9 protein-coding genes are annotated in these 18547 nt (G+C 45.4%); 6 read left to right on the top strand and 3 right to left on the bottom strand.

Translation table 11 applies throughout. The features are described 5' to 3' along the window. Positions 1 to 171: 171 nt before the first annotated feature. Entirely contained in the window at positions 172 to 1098 is a 927-nt protein-coding gene (gene miaA, locus ACT29H_RS00385) for a tRNA (adenosine(37)-N6)-dimethylallyltransferase MiaA (RefSeq protein WP_444819607.1), read from the bottom strand. A gap of 218 nt (positions 1099 to 1316) precedes the next feature. Here miaA and ACT29H_RS00380 point away from each other — a divergent pair, with 218 nt between their 5' ends. The 4 genes from ACT29H_RS00380 (at position 1317) to ACT29H_RS00365 (ending at position 4587) form a co-directional block, all read left to right on the top strand. After that, the gene (locus tag ACT29H_RS00380; RefSeq protein WP_444819606.1) at positions 1317 to 1904 is read left to right on the top strand and encodes a YIP1 family protein; all 588 of its coding nucleotides are present in this window, start codon (positions 1317 to 1319) and stop codon (positions 1902 to 1904) included. A gap of 1 nt (position 1905) precedes the next feature. Next, positions 1906 to 2361: an SsrA-binding protein SmpB gene (gene smpB / locus ACT29H_RS00375; RefSeq protein ID WP_444819605.1), complete on the top strand. Its 456-nt coding sequence runs from the start codon at positions 1906 to 1908 to the stop codon at positions 2359 to 2361. Between the two features lie 274 nt (positions 2362 to 2635). Beyond that, positions 2636 to 3199, top strand: coding sequence for an RNA polymerase sigma factor (locus ACT29H_RS00370; protein WP_444819604.1), 564 nt, complete (start codon positions 2636 to 2638; stop codon positions 3197 to 3199). Then, the gene (locus ACT29H_RS00365) at positions 3196 to 4587 is read left to right on the top strand and encodes a hypothetical protein (protein WP_444819603.1); all 1392 of its coding nucleotides are present in this window, start codon (positions 3196 to 3198) and stop codon (positions 4585 to 4587) included. The genes ACT29H_RS00370 and ACT29H_RS00365 overlap by 4 nt, the downstream gene beginning before the upstream one ends. A gap of 25 nt (positions 4588 to 4612) precedes the next feature. On the opposite strand, the gene ACT29H_RS00360 is transcribed toward ACT29H_RS00365, so the two are convergent. Then, positions 4613 to 6319: an ABC transporter ATP-binding protein gene (locus ACT29H_RS00360; RefSeq protein ID WP_444819602.1), complete on the bottom strand. Its 1707-nt coding sequence runs from the start codon at positions 6317 to 6319 to the stop codon at positions 4613 to 4615. Between the two features lie 245 nt (positions 6320 to 6564). After that, the gene (locus ACT29H_RS00355) at positions 6565 to 7026 is read right to left on the bottom strand and encodes a S24/S26 family peptidase (protein WP_444819601.1); all 462 of its coding nucleotides are present in this window, start codon (positions 7024 to 7026) and stop codon (positions 6565 to 6567) included. A gap of 236 nt (positions 7027 to 7262) precedes the next feature. Between ACT29H_RS00355 and ACT29H_RS00350 the strand changes: the two genes are divergently transcribed. Together ACT29H_RS00350 and ACT29H_RS00345 are read left to right on the top strand one after the other, a co-directional pair. Then, positions 7263 to 9590: a T9SS type A sorting domain-containing protein gene (locus ACT29H_RS00350; protein ID WP_444819600.1), complete on the top strand. Its 2328-nt coding sequence runs from the start codon at positions 7263 to 7265 to the stop codon at positions 9588 to 9590. 579 nt (positions 9591 to 10169) lie between these two features. Next, positions 10170 to 18359 carry a T9SS type A sorting domain-containing protein gene (locus ACT29H_RS00345; RefSeq protein ID WP_444819599.1) on the top strand — a complete coding sequence of 2730 codons (8190 nt, stop codon included), beginning with the start codon at positions 10170 to 10172 and terminating at the stop codon, positions 18357 to 18359. Positions 18360 to 18547: the final 188 nt, after the last annotated feature.

Below are 18547 nucleotides of genomic sequence, written 5' to 3'. Positions count from 1 at the left end.
AAATTAATTTGACTTTTTGTCTACCGATGCTTCCCGAAAGGTTGGGACAGTCAGCGAAACATTTCTGTCACGATGGTTTCGCACAAATCATTATACGCATAGTGAAGAAAAAGGTGACTGTAATTTGATTAATGTATTGATTTCTTGTGTTTAATGGACTTTTGTATGAGATTAGTCGTACATCATATCAATTATTTTTAAAACATTAGAGTCTATCTCGTTAGTAGCATCTATCCAGTTGAATTTATGTCCCTTTCGTTCCATCCCCCTGAACCAAGTCATTTGTCGTTTAGCAAACTGATGAATGGCAATATTTAATCGTTCAAACATTTGGTCGTAGGTGATTTGATTGGTGACGTAGAGCGTTACGTATTTATATTCCAGACCGTAATAGATCAGGTCTTGCGGGTCGATGCCTTCGTCAATAAGCCTTTTTACTTCTTCAATCATCCCTTCTTCCAATCGTTCCTTTAACCGTTGGGTTATTTTCTTTCGTCTCAATTCCCGGTCAATGGCAATGCCTACAATGAGAGGGACAACTTTGGGCAATTCGACTTCGATTTCTGGATGGCTTTGATAATAGGTTTCAATCTCTATGCTTCGGATGGCTCTTTTTTTTGTGTCGGTGTCGGTGGTGTTGTGAAGTTTTTTGAATTGTTGCAATATGTTGGTGAGTTCTTCCAGGGATTTGTTTTGCAATTCTTCCCTTAATGAAGGGTTCGGGGGAACATGTACCATCTTGTATTGGTCGAGGACTGCCTGAATATATAAGCCGGTTCCTCCACACATTATGGGAAATTTGCCTCGCGATTTTATCTCTTCAAATACTTTGAAAAAGTCGGTTTGGTATTCGTAAACATTGTATTTATATCCGGGTTTTCTGATATCAAGGAGGTGGCCGGCAATTTTTTGTCCGTTTACAATATAGTCATCGTAATCTTTTCCGGTACCAAGATTCATTTTTTCATAAACCTGCCGACTGTCGGCACTGATAATCTCTCCGTTGATTCGAGCGGCAAGGTGTGCGGCCAGACGTGTTTTCCCACTGGCTGTGGGGCCTGTAATTACTATCAGGTTGTATGGGGTTTCTTTCTGCATCTTACTTTTTCAATTTCGTTCAAAAATAGCAAAAGAATATGAAGGCCGGGTGATGAGGCCCGCCATTTTAATGTCATTACTTGAAACCTTGGCAATATTTTTTAATTTTGTCAACAGATTATATCTGGTGCATTTTTTTTAATTATTGTGCTATAGGTTTTTGGGTTCGTGGTGGCGGCACAGATAATAGCGGACCTAATAAATTGATGGAAACTTTTATGGGGTCAAATGAACCTGTTAATACAGCTCAGATGTACCGGCTACTTGGTTTAAGGTTGCGGAATCTGACAATCAATCCCGGTCAGGAATGGCCTGCCATTCATAGGGAAGAGACTACCTTCAACGAAATGATGAGCTCTTTTGCTCTGCCTCTGATTGGACTGGTGGCTTTGGGAACGTTTATCTCGCAATTGATTAATCAGCAAGCCTTCTTGTTAGAACTGGCTCTGAAAAAAGTGGGCGTGGAATTCGCTGCGTTGTTTTTAGGTCTTATTGTGGCCTGGTACTTTGTTTTGTGGATAATGAAATATTTTCATTTTGAGCCATCGCGTGAGACTGCGGCCAAATTAACCATTTACAGTTCTTCTTCTCTTTATTTGGTTTTGCTGATTACCGCTTTGGTCCCGGAGGTTTTCTTTCTGCAGATTTTTGGCTTTTACGCCATATATTTGATGTGGATTGGCGTCAGGCTCTTGAAAGGGCCTTCTCAGGTGCAAAAAAATTGGTTTTCCTTGGTTGCCGGACTGGCAATATTAGGATTTCCTTATTTGATCAGAATTGTTTTATTGAATTTGATAACCATCTGAAATGGCAACAAGCAGAATAAATATTCGCAATAAACGGGCTTTTTTTGATTATGAAATCATTGATAAATTTGTTGCCGGAATTCAACTGACTGGTACCGAAATCAAATCTGTCAGGAACGGACGTGCCGGATTGGTAGACTCGTACTGCTATTTTAAAAGAGGTGAACTCTGGTTGAAGGGAATGAATATTTCCGAGTATTTCTACGGTACTTTTAATAATCATGCTCCCCTTAGGGAACGTAAACTGCTTCTGACTAAAAAAGAACTTCAAAAACTTGAGCGCAAAACAAAAGAGTCGGGACTCACAATTGTACCGCTGAGAATGTTTCTCAATGACCGGGGATTTGCAAAATTGGAAATTGGGCTGGCTCAGGGTAAAAAACAACACGACAAACGCGAGGCCCTTAAAGCCAAAGACTCTAAGCGCGAGCTGGATCGAATCCGGAAAAATTTCTGATACGCACCACGCAACCATCTTCGCTTTTATCGTCTTTTATTCATGTTAGTGGCCTGTTGAGATTTAACAATAGGTTATTGTCCCGGTGTTTTTGAGGGACGCAGGTATAAGCATGCCAACCATATAATCAGGTCAAAATCTGTTGGTTTGAATCTTATTTTTAAAGCTCTAACATGTAGAAAACGAATGCTCTAAATTACCCTTTCCCTTTTTTGTTGAAATGTCTGTTTTAGTGGTGTATCTTGGTGCAAAATATTAACAGGAGCGATTCTCAGTGTCTGTAAACAGAGATATAAACGAATTAATTGTTGGCTGCCAGAAAGGAGATCGAAGTGCTCAACAGGCACTTTATGAGATTTTTGCGCCCAAAATGTTTGGGGTTTGTTTACGCTATGCCGGTAGTCGGGAGGCGGCGGAAGATTTTTTGCAAGATGGATTTATCCGGGTGTTTGAGAAAATTGAAAATTTCCGCTTTGAAGGATCCTTTGAAGGATGGATGCGGCGTATCATGGTTAACTTGATTATCGAATCGTTCCGTAAGGCCAAGTTCAGTACCGAGATCACCAATGAGTTCCCGGATTTGGAAAGTGATAATGAATCTTTTCAATCGGAAAAATCGGGATATTCTCTCGATGAGTTGCTGGCCCTTATTCAAAGATTACCCGAGAAGTACCGACTGGTATTTAATATGTATGTGATTGATGAGATGACGCATGATGAGATTGCGCGAAAATTGGGAATTTCCACGGGGACCAGTAAGTCCAATCTGTCCCGTGCCCGTAAATGGCTTCAGCAAAGAATTCGTGAGGAAAGAAAATTGGAGACCATAAAATTATGATGATGTCCGGAAATAAAAACGATTTGTTGTTCAGAAAGCTGAAAGACCTGGAAGCACAACCTTCACCTATGGTCTGGAACGAGATTGAACGCCGGCTCGATCAACAGAAGAAGAGGCGTCTGGTTTTATTTTTAAGGGTTGGCGCGGCTGCATCCATTGCTCTGGTTGCAGGACTACTCTTCTTTTTTAACAATGAGGTTGTTCACCATTTGCAGGGACCTCTTGTGGTGTCTGCCCCTACCGGAGAATCCATAGAGGAAACAGATGATTTGAGCCGAGAGACCCCTGTTCACCAAGAACAAAACAGGGAGCTGCAAGCATTATTGCCCGAACAAACGGAGGTGGATGGAACCGTGATGAATGAGCCTCATGTTTCCCAAAATCAATTGTTTTCCGATGCCGGTACCCGTTCAACAGTCGTCCCTTCTGACGATGTATCGGAGGTGGGCCCGCTGGAAGATCTTCAACCGACAATGGCTAAAATGAGACCGCTTGTTCTTTCCGGCATTGCGAAGAACCTAAGTGTGCGTCCGCCTGAAAAATTGTATGCCAACCAATCTGTTTTCGACAATTTCGCAATCGCCCTGCCGGAGGAAAACAATGACAAATCCAAGACGATGCAGGTGTTGGTGGGAGGGGACTATTCGCCCACCTATTCTTTCAGGTCAGTTTCCGGTTCAGCACCAAGTCGTTTTAATGAAAGTGGTCTGAATGCATCCGGAGGAGGACTTACCCTTGCCATGCATGTGGGATCAAGGTGGCAAATAGAAACAGGAGTGAGGTATGCCGCCATGGGACAGGAGGTAGCAACAGAAGCACGCACCGAGAGAGTTTTTAGTTTCGCGGATGAATCCATGTCCGGAAATAATTATTCGAACAGTATTACTGAGATAAGCCTGGATAATTCTCTGGGAAGGGTCAATTATGATTTGTCGCCGGTTAAAGTAGATGAACCCCTTGGTTTTAAAGTGGCAGACAATGAGTTTATTGAGTTAAAACCTTCTTTTATGGAAGATAGTGATATCCCCGTGTTGGAGCAAAGTCTTGGTTATATGCAAATTCCTGTAACGGTTCGGTATTTATTGTTTCCGGACAAAAGGTTAGGTGTTTCCCTATCCGGAGGTTTCAGCACCAACTGGCTGATCCGCAACAATGCCTATTTGAAGCGTCCCGGTCAAAAACAAAAGATTGGAGAAACTGAAGGACTTAGGGATATGGGAATTAGCACCCATGCCGGCATTGCTCTTTCTGTGCCAGTATTTAAAGGTCTTCGTCTGCGAATGGAGCCTCGCATCGATTATTTTATTTTTGATATCGGGGAAGATTCGCCCGGCTCTTTTCGTCCCTACTCGTTAGGCGTTTTCACCGGACTGTTTTATGAATGGTGATACCCACCCATTGGCTAAAGCCTGTCTACGAATTTAGTGATTGGACCATCAGGTAAAACACGCCTTTTTTATCCATTAATGTTTTGTACGGGCCAGTTTCAGCCACATGCTGACCATCCAGAACCACTATCCGGTCGGCCATTTTTATGGTTGAGAGCCGGTGACTAATGATCAGTGCCGTACGGTTTTCGGTGATGCCTCGGATGTATTGCAGCAGTTTAGCTTCAGAGAAGGCATCCAGTGAACTGGTAGGTTCGTCCAGTAGAACAATTTGAGATGATGCGTTGAAGAAGGAACGGGCCAGAGCCAGTCGTTGCCATTGGCCGGGGCTTAGCTGTTCGCTATCTTCAAACAAGGTTCCCAGAATGGTGTCATAACCTTTATCAAAGTTGGCGATGATCTCATGAATGCCGGCCTGCTGAGCTGCACTTTGGATATGCTCATCAGTGGTTGCCCGTCTGACATTGCCAAACCAAATATTCTCCCGTGCAGTGACATTGTAGAGCATAAAATCTTGGTAGATAACGCTGATGTTGTCAATTCTCTCTTTCCAGCTAATCTTGTCCAAAGGAATACCATCCACCGAAATAGAGCCTTCCTGCGGCCGGTAAAGACCGCAAAGTAACTTGACCAGAGTGGTTTTACCGGCCCCGTTTACACCCACCAGTGCTATGGTTTCGCCTGCGCCAATTTCAAATGAAACATGACGTAATATCCACCGTTCATTGGAGGGATAATGAAATCCAATATTTTCCAGTCGAAGTCCCTCTTTCATCCTTGCCGGAAATGGGATTTTCCCTTCGTTCCGGTTTTTGAATCCCGTTTCGGGCAAATGAAGAAATTCAAATAGATTGTTCAGGAACAGAGAGTCCTCATATAATCCGGATATGCGCCCCAGAAATTCCTGTAAATATGCATATCCTCGTTGCAGTGCCATGAAGTAGAGTACCACATCCCCGATAGAAATATTTCCCTTGAAGGCACGGTAGGCGATTAGCCCGTATAGCGAAAATACGGCCAGAGCAGCCATTATTTGCACCGTTATCTCCCGCAGCGTTTTTTTTCGGAGCATCTTGTACTGACTGTTTCTCCAGTCGTTTTTTATCTGATGATACCGACGGCGAAAGAGATGGCCCAAATCAAAAACTCTCAGTTCTTTGGCAAAGGATTGGGACGTTAGCAACCGGTTGTAATAGTTAACTCTTCTTTCTTTTTCCGTGTTTTTACGCCTGAACAGAAACAGAGAGCGGGCATACCGAAGACGAATAATAGCCACAGGCACAGTTACCAGTAACAGTACGATGGATACCGACCAGTGGACCATCAATAATATGCCACCCATCACGGCGAGGGTGATGAGGTTTTGTAAAAGACCGATTATGCCGTAGAATATCCGTGAGGGACGAAACGATGCTTCGTTCAGGGCCCGGAAAAAAATATCCTGATATTTGGGATGCTCGAAAAAACCATACTCTATTCGGGTAGTTTTGTTGTGTATCAGGTTATCGAAATAATCGGAGATGACATACGACTGACGTTCCCGCACCAGAGTACCCAACGAGGCCGTCAGGGCATTGGCCAGAAAAACCGCCGCCGCTATAATTAGCAGTCCAATTAGGCGGTGCAGGACCTCTTCGCCCCCGGGATTGGTCGCCACAAACTGAATCTCATCCACCAGCAACTTTACCAGATAAAGCAGCAGTAGTGGAAGTACCCCTCTTACCAGGAGCAAAACGCCGTTGAGGAGCGTCCACCCGGGGGAGCTTTGCCAGATGTACCGCAGTATGGTTAATATTTGACGATAGTGTTTGATTGTTCTTCTTTTTTGAGATGACTAATTTAATGCAATTTCATTAATCGGCTTAATCCAAATTATTAGATTTATAGATGTTAGATGGTAAGATATAAGAAATGTACTTGCTTCCTAATTCATCACCATAGCACATCAGCACCTTAACACATCAATCCCCTCAATCTCTACAATCTCTTCAATCTCTTCAATCCCCATACCACCATCCGGCCTGCATACCAAAACAGACGACCCGTTAGCGGGGTCAGCCAAACCATCCATCGATCTGCGGAGGTGTTGATACTTCGGGCAAAAGGAGAGCGGCTTCTGACCACACCTGTTATCATTCCTTTCACCTGCGTGGCCGGAATTGGATGATCCTGTCGAGGCAGTCCATCGCCTCGTGTGGTCAGGTACTGGCTCTTCTCTTCTTTTACCATGAGCCGATGGGCAATCCACTGTCCTTCTCTTTCAAAAATCAACACCTGGCCGGGCCGCATCTCATCGAAACCAATTCTACGGATTTGCACACTGTCGCCCGGCAACAGTATGGGAAACATGCTCATCCCCTGCACCGTGACTTGTACTGTTTTGCCTTCCTCAAGCAGCTGGTCGATCCACTCGTGGTATTGATGAAGCTCGTAGGTCACAACTTAGGTTTTGGTTGCTAAGATCGGAATTTTCCCTCGTTTTTTAACAAATGGAGTTTTTTATTAGCTGTTTTTTTGCCTTGTCACTGACGCAGTTGTCGGATAATATTGCCGTTTCGTCAGAAATAGTCGGTCATTCCTCAAAGGTTTTTAGCCTGAATACTTTTCAACTGTATACTTGCAGCGCGAAAAGAGAAAGTGGGGAAGCATTTTTGTACGTGGTTAATGATATTTATATGAAGAAGTTTTACTTGATTTTGTTGGGCTTGATTATCACACTGCAGGTTGTTGATGCTAAAAAACAACAGAATTCTTATATCAGTTATAATAATTATACTGGTGATTTTGAAAGTGACGACAGTTGGAATGGGGATATGCCATCAGCCGACGGAAATGTTGACAAGGAAATGTTCATCAACGGTACCATTACCCGAAATGGGGATTTGAATCCTGTAGATGTTGTGGTCAATGGGTCCTTTATCGTTACCGGAAACTATACCAATAATCAATGGGGCGGGCTTACTCTTAAAAAAGGTGCGTACGTGGAGATTTTTGGCGATTTGACGGGATCGGCTGGCATCTCTGTAGCTAAAGATGCCACTCTGATTGTCCACGGAAATTTATCTTCTACGGGATCATCGCTTCAGGTAAATGGCGATTTAATTGTGTTGGGGGATTTTTCCACTTCATCAAGTACGCAGGTTCAAAATAACGGTAACTTGATTGTGGGGGGAGATTTTTCTCATCTAGGAGGTGGTCTTAAAGGCAAGGAAGATGATATTTATATTCTGGATCCGAATGCAGAAATCTCCGGACCGGGATGGGGTGTTACTTTTGAGGAAGCGTACGGCACCTTGGATGATTTTATTGAGGATGAGGGAGATTCTGATTTGTATGATTTAGTGGTTGATTTAGGCGTTTTATCCGATGGTCCTCGGTGGGTCGGGAATCAAAGTTCCGACTGGTATGATGAGGATAACTGGGAAAATAACGAAATTCCCGATGAAACCACTTTGGTAATTATAGATGTAGCCGATCATTATCCTGTTATTGAGGATGATTTAATTGTTAAAGAGCTTAAAGTCTTAAACGAAGCTTCCATCACTATAAGTGAAGGCGCTTCCCTCGAAGTGACGGACGATGTAAATAATGCCGGCACCATAATCCTTCAATCCACCAACGACAACCTGGCTTCTTTGATGTTGCCCGAAACCATGAAGCAGTCGGGAATCGTAAAGGTTAAACTGTCTTTGGAAAGTAATTCTCTTTTTTATTTAAGTAGTCCCATAAAGAGCTCGCAATTAAGATGGTTTTATCCCGATGGTGATATTGATAATGACTTTGCATACGTGTTTAGAGACGTACAAGACAACGATAAATGGCAGTGGTATCGTGTGGATGATGATTATATCAGTGAAAATGAGGAATTGGAAACGGCTGAAGCTGTTTTTGTAAAGTATGTAAATGGGAAAGAGCTAAGCCTCCAGGGAGAAGTTAATAATGACGAGGTGACGCTTTCCAACTTAACAGAGGGGTATTATTTGCTGGGCAATCCTTTCCCCACTGCCATAGATTGGGAGGATCCGGAAGGATGGGATAGAGACGGAATTTCTAACACGATTTGGAGTTGGATTAGCTATAATGGGATGCGTATCGTACAAACCTATAATAATGGTGGTGATTTTTTACCCGGTATTCCGGCAATCATTCCCCCTGGGTATGATTGGGATAATGTTAGTCATATCGCGGCCAATCAAGCTTTTCAGATAAAAGTGGAAGAATCGGATGTTTCTCTGACGATCAAAAGATCGGCTCGGGTTAAAAACAGCAGTGCCCCTTTGAAAAGTGCTTCGGCTGAAAGTTCTTCCGATATGGAACTTATCCGGATCCAGGTAACTAATGATTTTGCCTTTGACGGAACCGTTCTTTATTTTCATGAGACGCTTTCGGAAGAGAAGGGGGACGAGGATGCCGATAAAAAATTTAACAGTTCAAAAAATGTCCCGGAGGTATATACGCGTATCGATGAAGAGGCCCTGTCCATCAATGGATTGTCCCAACTGGTTGCGGATACGCTCTCATTTCCGTTCAGTGTCCGTAATAATGTGGAAGGTCAAGTGACGCTAGAGGTTAACCTGGAGCAATTTAATGCTGATTATGATGTTTTTTTGGAAGATAAAGAAACCGGCGTTCTGATCAACATTAATGATAGTAACCAATATGTCTATACCCCCGTTCAGTTGGGCGATGATCACGATCGCTTTGTGCTGCATTTGGAAAAAGTACAAAAGGTAGCTACAGCAGTGGAAGAGATCGAGGAAGATAACGACTGGGATGGCATTCATATCATCGGGCAAAAAGAGTATGCTTTGCTGCAGATCAGTCCCGACCTGCTGATAAATGCGGATGCTACCATCCAGGTGCTGGATCTTAATGGTCATCTGGTGAGCGCTTATCAAACCGCAAATACCGAAACTCAGGTCGACTTACCCGCTCAAAGTGGTATTTATCTGTTACGCGTTGCGGCCGGGGGGCTGGTGAAAACCCAAAAGGTGGCGCGGTAATCATCGGTTACGAGATTGGAAGTGTTTCATATTTTCAGTATAAATATATTGATATGAAACGAGCCATGGGAATTATTTCACACACAGAGGGATGATTAATTTAGGCGAGTTCCATACGGCCTTTGAAAGAAAAATTATAAACATATAAAACGAGCATGACCAACTAAGTTTGTCACAACAAGTGAATGTATAAAATTTAAGATCATGCGAGTTCTATCAGACCAATGATTTAACCTAATTTAATTCTGATGAAAAGAGGTTGTCCTTATTCGCAAGGACAACCTCTTTTCGTTAAATTACAAAGATCCACCCCTTTTTCGAATGTCAGGTGTTGGTATATGACAGGGGGCTCTGTATGTGCCACATGTGCTTATTTTAAAGGTGTTAATCCGCCTCTGCTGAGTGTCTTATTAATGGGGTGTTGCTTCCCAAACTTCATCTTCAATAAAGCTCTTTTCGTCAATCCTCACCTCTTGTTCCTCAAAGCTTATTAACAATATTTTATTTCTTGGGTATAATCTACCAGTTTGAGGTGTGCTCAGTAATGACGCCATAAACAAAAGATGAAAACCCAAGAATATGAAGCATTTTTACCTCGTTTATTTGTTATTGGTTTTAGGATGGAGTGCGCAGGCCCAACAAACCTGGTATGCCATCAATTCGGGTGAATGGAACAATCCGGAAAACTGGACCCTGGATCCTGCCGCAGCTGTTTATGTTACAGAAGATGAGGGATATCCCCTGGACGGGGATAACGTCGTCATTAAAAGCGGGAAAACCATCACCATGCCCACCGAAGATGCCCCCTTTTCTGCCAACTGCAAGGTCTTGACCGTCGAGGGACGCCTCGACCTGAAAAATACTTCGGGACATCTCTTTTCAGAGATTCGTGGTTCGGGGCGCATCATCATGGAAGGCGACAACTTCCCTGCGGGAGATGCTTCCCATTTCACCAATGAAGGAAAAGGCACCGTGGTTTATAAAGGTTCGGACTATAATCTATCATCCCACACCTTTTATAATGTGGAAATCGATCTCACCAATAGCAGTTCAACCGTTTCTTTGGCGGGTGAGCTTACCGTGAATGGTAACTTTTCTGTTCTGAAAGGTGCTTTCCGGTTTGGAAACAATACGACTTCGCGAACGCTTAACGTCCTCGGAGATATTACGATCAATGCCGGGGCTTCCATTACCGTGAATACGGCTAACGCTGCCCATAACCTCTTGGCCTGGGGCGATATCATTAATAATGGGACCATCCGTCTTACGAATCTTGCCAACCCCGATTACAACAGCACCCCTTCAAATGGTTACGTTATTCTGACGGCCAAGGGGGAATCACATAATGTGCTGCAGGCCAATAATACCACTTTTCTGCAACGCCTCATCATCGATAAAGGGAACGATCCCACCTGGCGGTTTACCGTTAACCCTTCACAACGGCAATATTTCCGACTGTTTGGACAAAACAACAATTACAGAACCGAAAAAGCCCTCTACATTAAAAACGGAACGCTGGAACTTACCGGCGCCACCTATATCCATTCTCTGACCGAGGGAGGGGACGATTTTTATGTGCCGTCAACCGGAGGATTGTGGCTCAACGGCAGTGCCGTGGAGGTCAATACCACCGCCAATAATGCCAATGCCGACGGCCTCTTCACAGCCGACGGGGTCACCACTGCCGCCTCCGGAAAACAGTCATTTTCTGTTCTGGGTAAATTTCGGATTACCTCCGGAACACTTAATACCCGTACCCACGGATTCGTGGCATGGGATAGCGGTAATGCCCTGGTGCTCATCGAAGGCGGAACCATCTATACCCCCGGATTCCGCAGCGCCGGCGGTAATACCGGCAAGTGGACCTACAACCAGTCGGGCGGTGCCGTCTATATGTACGGCGACCTTGGCAGCGACTTATCAGGCAGCGGCGCCGCAACCTTTAGCATCAAGGGCAACAATAACGTCTTTATCATGACCGGCGGACTCATGGAAATTCAAGACGCCGCTACATCCAGTCAACTGGCCATCAATATCGAATCGGGTGAAGGGAAATACAGCGTCACCGGCGGTACTATTAGAATCAAACGTTCAGGCAGTGCTTCAGGAAATTTCCATATCTCTTCTTCTGCACCCTTCTATAATTTCGAAATATCCGGACAAAGCAATACCGCCACCGCCTTCCTCAGCAGCGAACTAACCATCCTTAACGACCTAACCATCGGAACAAACGGGACGCTCGATGTGTCCGACGACAATTATCCGATGAATATTGGGGGGGATCTTACTCTGCAGAATAGTACCTCAAATGTTGAACTTAGAAATAATACCACTTCTTTTATAGGAGACAAAAGTTCTGTCCTCACCAATAATGCCGGAGCTGACCTTGAGTTTTATAACTTAACCATCAGTAAGGAAAGCGAATCCAATAATCTGTTTCTTGGGAACGGCAGCTGTCGAATTTTAAATAACCTGTCGGTAGAGCGGGGTGATTTGAATCTCAATAATAAAGCCGTTTCATTGGGCGGTGACCTTTACCTGGGAAAAGGAAATATTGTTACCGATGATGTTACTCTGGGAAAAATTGTCCTAAACGGCTCGGGAAACCAAACACTGGATAGTTATTCCACCGCTTACACCATGGGATCGGTCGAGCTGGATAACAACAACGGGGCTTCTCTTACCAGCGATGTGCGTTTCAGCTATTTTACCCTTACCAATGGTATCATGTATATCGATAAATACCTGATGAGGGTGGATACCAACAGGATTGCCGGCAGCAACTTTTCCGCTTCCAAAATGATTAAAACCCGTGGTAACGCCGCCGATAAAGGACTACAATACAATTTTTCATTGTCCCAAACCGGAAATGTAGTATATCCGGTGGGGGTGGACGTTGATGGGGGTGATGAATATGTTCCCGTTACCTTGATAGTTAATAATGCGATTGGGGAGTCCGGGGCTTTTGCAGTGATTCCCGTGCCGGAGGAGCATCCTGCTACTAATCCCAGTTTTGAATATGATGTTTTGCCGTTTTATTGGAAAACAAATATGGATGGCTTCTCTTCTTTGGAATCTGAAGATCTTTCCATCCGATTTGATTATTTTGAAACCACCAATTTTGATGATAATTGCAAAAGTTATTTAAACTATGATGGGGTATGGTATTGGTTCGAGGATGATTTAGGTCGCCGGTTTGACCATATAACTTACCAAAATATCGGTTACCTTGCGGAAGGAGATTTTACCGCTGCTGAATACAATTGGTTTTGGGGTGACCTAGCATTTCTTAATTATGATACCTATTACAGTCGTAATGGAGGAGGTAATTGGAACGAAAGAGATACCTGGTCCTTTGACGGGCATAACGGTGGAAGGGTAGGACGTTGGGATTATCCCCCCGGTCCCGAAGACATCGTCATCATCGGCGATAATGATTCAGTATACATCACTAATAATGGTGCTGAAGCCGCACAGATTATCATCGAAGATGGATCCGTATTGGATATTGCATCGACAGTAAATCATAATTTTTCAGAGGTTAATGGCGCCGGTAAGTTCCGGATTTCATCAGGAAATGTTCCGGATGCCAACTTTGGTGAATTTGTGACCAACGATACCGCCATTTTTGAGTATTATGGAGATGATAATTATACGCTTACCAATCAGCTGGACCAATATCCCAACTTAGTGATTTCTGGTTCGGGCAATAAAACGGTGGCCAATGTGAATTTTAAAGCCAAAAGTCTCTTTGTGGATGATGCCCTGCTCCTGATGAGCACAAACCAATATGGTGATATGGAAGTGGAAGATGATGTGGTTATCAATACGGGACGCATTCAGTTTAGAAATTCCGGTTACGAACGTTTTGTCACCATAAAGGGTAGTTTGATTTTTTCGGGGAATGGACGAATGATTGTGCAAAATGCCGGCACCGCCTCGTTAGAACATAATCTGGAGATAAATGGTGACATTCATCAGGGAGATGGAGTTCTAAATTTGTATAAGACAAACGGTGATAACGTTAATATGGTAACGGTCTCTTTTACCGGTGACGGTTCTTCTCTCTTCACTAAATCGGGCAGTGGGAATAGTCGTTTTGGCTATGTGATGGTCAATAAGGCTGAGACCGATTCGGTCCTCTTTATGGGTGATTTTACTCTCAATGCCCCCAATGATGAAGTGCGGAAACCGCTTACCATATCCTCGGGAATTGTAAGTCTCGACCATCCCAACATCAACCTCGAACTCAGCGCCGGCGGAGGACTGTTTAAAATTCCTTCCACTGCTGAGCTGATTGTTAATCAGGGGGAAGTCTCATTGGGTGGCGACGATGCCGATGATGGCGGCTTGTGGCTCGACGGTAAGCTGACCATCAACGATGGCGGGGTGGCACGCTTCGACCGGGGTACCAACAACTTCATTGAATATACGGCTTCCGGTCGTTCCGAAATAGAGGTGAACGGCAGTGGTGAGCTTTACGTGGGCTCGCAGATTCGTCGCTCATCCTTCACCGAAGCAGGCATCCTCACCTATTCTCAGAACAGCAGTGAAGCGGTGGTAGAGGTTGGAATTAATGATTGGGGCGAATCGTCCCGCGCCGTCTTCGAAATTCTCAATCCCGGCAGTTCCTTTACCATGGCCGATGGGGCGACCCTCACCCTTCACAACAGCAAAGCTTCCGGGTTGGCCGACTTTTATTTCGATCCCGAGACGGTTTCGTTGGGACAGGGAAGCACCATTCTTATTGCCGATGGGGCTGAAACGGGCGCCTTCGATCTCTACGTGAATCAACCTCTGGAGAACCTCCGTCTTTCAGGAGGTGTGGAAGCCCGTCTGCAAACCGTTCCTCTGGAGCTGAACGGTGATCTGACCATTGGCGCATCATCCCTTTTTGATGCCGAAGGCTTGGATGTGACCATTCGTGGCGACATGAACAATAGTGGCACCTTCACTGCCAACGAAAATACGACCTATTTCAGTGGTTCTGCCGGCCAGACCATTCAGGGCAGTACCACCTTTTACAACCTGGTGAAAAACGGTGGAAACGGAACTCTGAACATGGACGAAAATACCGAAATCGTCATCCAAAACGACTTTACCCTCGCTGCCGGCTCTCTTAATACCGTCGAAAATAACGTTTCGGTAAAAGGCGATGTCACGGTTGCGGAAGGGACTTCTACCTTGAGTGGTGACAATAGTCATGGTCTCGTCATGAATGGTTCCGCATCTCAAAAGCTTTTGGGCGGAGGAGCCATTGCCAAGTTGATGATCGACAATGCTTCGGGTGTGGTGATCCCCACCCAGTCGGCTGCGACCACCATCACCGATGTGCTGAAACTTAACAACGGGGTTTTGGATATAGGCCGCAATCTGCTGGTACTGGCAGAGCAGGCCCAATTTGCAGGTGATGACACCGACAGCTTCTCCCCAACCAATATGGTGCAAACCAACCTGTCGTTTACCGATGCCGGAATCAGGAAATATTTGCCGGCCGGTGCGGTTGGCCATATTACCTTCCCGATCGGATCCTCCGGTAAATATACCCCGGTGGTGATGGCGGTTACGGCCAATGGCCGGGCCGGCGGTTCCATTCGCGTGAAAGCGGCCAACGAACCTCATATCACCATCCCGGCCGAAGACCTAGATAATGTGTTGCAATACAACTGGACGCTGGACGCCGAAGGTATTCAAGGGTTTTCTGCTACCGTGGCCATGCACGGTCATCCCGACGATGTGCCCGGTGACAATGCCGAAGATTACATCACCGCCCGTATCTTGGATGATCTGACGGGCAGCTGGAATAAATATTCGGTGGATGACTTCGATGAGGTCAACACCATTCTCAACTACCGCTTTGAAGGAACCGACGATGCCGGTATCGACGGCGATTATACTGCCGGTACCGATGCAGCGATCCCCGATAAGGTACAGGTATTTGTTTCAAAAAATGATGGATACTGGGATGAACCTTCCACCTGGAGTGTCGTAGGCGGAGGAGAAGTGCCCGGCGGTGGTCCTAAAGGGGCCATCGTGATGATTAAGCATCAGGTGCAGATGCGTACCAACGGGCATGAAGCCTACATAACCAACCTAACCGAAACAGGCACTCTGGGGGTGGGTTCCACCCTGAATCACCGACTCGGTAAAGTTTCCGGAAATGGCCGAATGATCTTGGAGTCCGGATCGTTGCCCGCCGGCGAATATACCGAGTTCTTGTCGAAAGAGGGAGGGACCCTCGAATTCTCAGGAAGTGGCAATTATTCCGTTCTGTCCGAGATGCCGCAGGTCAATCATCTGGTGTTTAGCGGCGACGGAGAACGGATCCTGCCCAATATCGATCTCAAAGTGCTGGGCGACCTTTCCATTGACGGTGGAACGGTGGTCAATGAGGAAAGCAGGCTGTTGACCCTGTGTGGCGATGTGTCACGCACCGGTGGCGCCCTGGAGATGCGTCAGGGAGATGCCCGGCTGCAGGGCGAGGCCATGCAGACCATTAGTGGTGATTTCACAGCTGCCAGCGCGTTATACAACCTCATTGCCGATAATAATTCCGGTATTGTGCTCAGTGGCCCGGTGGATGTGACCAATGTGCTGACTTTTAATGATGGTATTATCAATACTGCCGACGATGCCCTGCTCACCGTCCTCAATGCCGGTAATTCTGCCGTGGCAGGAGCTTCCAGACTCCGCTATGTGGACGGCCCCATGCAAAAACGAATCAATGCGGGAACTACCTTCGACTTCCCCGTGGGGGATAACTACCGATATGGAAATATTGGTATCCGTCCCGATGCTACCGGATTATGGACCGTTCAATATTTCGATCATGCCGCTTCGGAAGATGGCTTTACGGAAGCGGGTGTCACTTTTGTGAGTCAGAGTGAATACTGGCGTGTGGAAGCTCCAGGTGCCGCACAGGCGCAAGTGATGCTGCGATGGGATAGTGAAAGCGGTATCAATCCCGACAGTCCCGACTTCATGGTTATCAGTTATGAACCCACTGCATGGGAAGAGGTGGAGTATACCAATAAATCGGGCGACATAAACGGCGGTTTGGTAACCACCGAGCCCCTGAATCATAATACCGTGCGACTCTTCACCTTTGGATTAAAAACAATTGATGATTATACCTGGATCGGAATCAACGGGACCGACTGGTTCGACGGTGCCAATTGGGGTGGTGGTCTGGTACCATCGGTGGCCAACCCGGTTCTTATTAAGTCGGCATACTCTTCCAATAATCCTGTGATTGGACAAGATAGAAATGCTTGGTGTCGAAGTCTCTCCATCGATGTCGGAAAAACGCTGACCCTCAAACCCGGTGCTTCATTGGAAATAACTGACGATGTGGATAATGATGGGACGATTGTCCTTGAATCCACCAACGATAATTTGTCATCGCTCTTGTTGCCTGAATCCACCACGAAGTCTGGGAATGTGAATGTTAAATTAAACCTTGAAGCCAATGGTGCTTTTTACTTAAGTAGTCCGATCCGGAATTCTCAATTGAAGTGGTTCTATCCCGATGGTGATCCTGATAACGATTTGGTCTTTGTTTTCCGCGATGAACTAGGAAACGACAAATGGCAATGGTATAAGGTCGATGAGGGTTATCTCAGTGAAAAGCCTGAATTGGCTACTGCTGAAGCCGTTTTTGCCAAATATTTGAATGGTAAAGAGCTCTTTTTTCAAGGTGAAGTCTATAATGAGGATGTAACCTTGAATGGTCTGACCAAAGGATATTACTTGGTTGGAAATCCTTTCCCCACAGCAATTGATTGGGAAGATCCTGCCGGATGGGAACGGGAAAATTTATCCAACACCATTTGGAGCTGGATAACGGTGGATGGAGAACGGATTATTCAGACCTACAATAATAATGGTGATGATTTGCCTGGAGTCTGGAGCATTATCCCACCTGGATATGATGAAAGTAGTGTGGGATTGATTGCACCTTATCAGGCGGTGCAGATGAAAGTGGAAACCCCCAACGCGTCCTTGACCATTAAACGGGCTGCTCGAGTAAAGTCCGACGCGGTGGCGTTAAAAAGTGCTTCAACGACGAAGCCATCTGATTACAACCTGATACGTATTCAAACCGATAATGGAGTGGCAATAGATGGTACAGTCCTCTATTTCCATGAATCTTTCTTAGAGGAACAGGGGGTTGAGGATTCAGAAAAACGGTTTAACAGCTCTCTCCATATACCGGAAGTATATACGGTCATTGGAGGTGAACCTCTTTCCATCAACGGTATGCCGGTTATTACTGCCGATACCCTTGAGATCCCTTTGAGTGTTCGCAACCGGGTAGAAGGAGAGGTGACGCTGAATGTCGACCTGGAACAGTTTACCGACCGTTATGATGTTTATCTGGAAGATCGGGACGCCGGAGCGATGGTTAATCTTCGAGAAGCCAGTGGATATGTTTATACTCCTGTTGAGTTGGGCGATGATCACGATCGTTTTGTTCTTCACTTTGCTGAAGTTGAGGAGGTCCCGACGGTGATAGAACACCCCCAAGAGGAAGAAGCCTATCAAATCCGGATTGTGGGACGTCAGAACGATGCGCTCGTGAAAATTAGTCCCGAACTGTTGCAGGCTTCACAAGCCACCATCGAAGTGGCCGACCTCAATGGTCGACGGATCAATACCATTATGACCGACAATACCGAAACCGAAGTGGAACTGCCGGAAAATAGTGGTGTGTATCTGATTCGCGTTACTGCCAACGGAGTAGTGGAGAGTGAAAAGGTTGTTCGGTAATTAGACCGATGGCGTGTGGGACACCAAACCACTAAGTGGATAGACCATTAATGAATAGATATAGGTAGCAAAAAGTAGTTACAGATAGATATTATATAGATAAAGAGATGTCGTTGGTGGGTAATTTTGGATGGGGTTTTCCATCTCTGTTGGGGATGGGTAGTCTGTGTTAAAGGATGACCTTAGAT

It is taken from the genome of Thermophagus sp. OGC60D27 (assembly GCF_052400625.1).
Taxonomy (GTDB): domain Bacteria; phylum Bacteroidota; class Bacteroidia; order Bacteroidales; family Marinilabiliaceae; genus Thermophagus.
The sequence above is the reverse complement of the archived record's forward strand: the minus strand, read 5'-3'. Positions and strand labels throughout refer to the sequence as shown.

Coding starts and splice junctions, on each gene's coding strand:
- ACT29H_RS00350 (WP_444819600.1), top strand. CDS start 7,263: ATGAAGAAGTTTTACTTGATTTTGTTGGGCTTGATTATCACACTGCAG.
- miaA (WP_444819607.1), bottom strand. CDS start 1,098: ATGCAGAAAGAAACCCCATACAACCTGATAGTAATTACAGGCCCCACA.
- ACT29H_RS00365 (WP_444819603.1), top strand. CDS start 3,196: ATGATGATGTCCGGAAATAAAAACGATTTGTTGTTCAGAAAGCTGAAA.
- ACT29H_RS00380 (WP_444819606.1), top strand. CDS start 1,317: ATGGGGTCAAATGAACCTGTTAATACAGCTCAGATGTACCGGCTACTT.
- smpB (WP_444819605.1), top strand. CDS start 1,906: ATGGCAACAAGCAGAATAAATATTCGCAATAAACGGGCTTTTTTTGAT.
- ACT29H_RS00345 (WP_444819599.1), top strand. CDS start 10,170: ATGAAGCATTTTTACCTCGTTTATTTGTTATTGGTTTTAGGATGGAGT.